The following is a 1,321-nucleotide window of genomic DNA, read 5'->3' as shown; positions in this document are numbered from 1 at the left end:
CCATCTGCCGGTCATAGCCCGTTAAGGCAGATGCGCTTTGTGCGGCTAGCGTTTGCGAATGATCCACTTCCTGCAAGGGATCACGCAGATTGGCGAGAGAGGCGCTGGTAGCGTCTATCTGATCATGAATAACCTTTGTTTGATCAGACCACTCTTTCTGGGAAATAATGCCAGCCTGATACTGCTTATTGACAGTATCCAGAGCACCTTCCTGCTTTACCAGAGAGCGCGTGAGATCATCACGCTGGCCATTTACTCCAGTATCACCCTGCGAAACCACGCTATCCACAGATTTCTGCATGTTTGCAGATGTGACAGCGCCATAAGGCACGCCCTCTGTAGTTTTTGCCAGATAATCCATGGTTTCCGCAGGAATGCGGCTAGGATCACCATCGCTTTTCAAATAGCGGTCTAGGTTAGATTCTCCCCAGTTATAGGCCATGGCAACCAGTGTCTGATCACCATCATATTTGGTGTATAGGTGCTCCAGCAGCTGAGCACTGGCAGAAACATTTCCGTGCAGATCTGTCAGATCATTTCCGGCCGCGTTGTCTTGCTTCACTTGCATGGCGCCAATGGCACCGGCACTGGAGCGCACCAACTGACCTTTCAGGTATTGGCCCGTGCTGCTTTCCGCAGGTGCTATGGCGTGCATCAGACTGGTGATATCACCATTCAGGTGCTGTTCCTGCGCCACCTGGTCAATCATGCTCTGCACGGACTTGATGCCGCCATCTGCCTGCACATGCGTGGCAGATGTTGCCGGATTGCTGGGCATGGAGAACGTAGGATCTGCCGTGTTGCCCTGTGCCATGAGCTTTCGCAGGCTTTCGGGCATCAGGCTTTCGATCTTGCCTTCCAGCCAGCTAAAGCCGCTAGATGATCCAGATTTGATGCTACTCCAGATGCTACTGATTTCATCAGGCAGTTTTTTCAGATGCTTGACCAGATCATCCGCAGCGTTGATGCCCTCTGTTGCCATGGAGACAAACAGATCTCCAATGCTACGGGATTCAGACGCGATAATGCTGGATGCACCGCCCATTTCATCGCTGAGCTTGCGCCATGCAGTCTGGAACGGTGTCAGGCCCTGATCAGCAGCTCCATGAATGGCACTTTCCAGCTTCTGGATCACCAGAGAAACGGCATCAGCCTGCTGGCCCATCTGCACCATATGCTGCACGCTCAGCACCAGCCCAGCGTTGAAGCCGGGCAAATGCTGATCTGCCAGTGCCTGTGCTTCCTTGGCCGGATCTTCCAGTGCTGCTGCCAGCGTCTTGGCAGCATCTGGTACCGTGGTGTTCATGACAGCAGCCAGATC

General features: G+C 53.5%; 1 protein-coding gene. It reads right to left on the bottom strand.

Annotation, left to right across the window (positions count from 1 at the left end; genetic code table 11):
* On the bottom strand, positions 1 to 1,321 hold a 1,321-nt coding region (locus tag FKW19_RS15210), incomplete at both ends, for a lytic transglycosylase domain-containing protein (RefSeq protein WP_150150622.1).

It is taken from the genome of Acetobacter sp. DmW_125128 (assembly GCF_008704325.1).
GTDB classification, from domain to species: domain Bacteria; phylum Pseudomonadota; class Alphaproteobacteria; order Acetobacterales; family Acetobacteraceae; genus Acetobacter; species Acetobacter oryzifermentans.
This window is presented reverse-complemented; position numbering and strand designations above follow the sequence as displayed.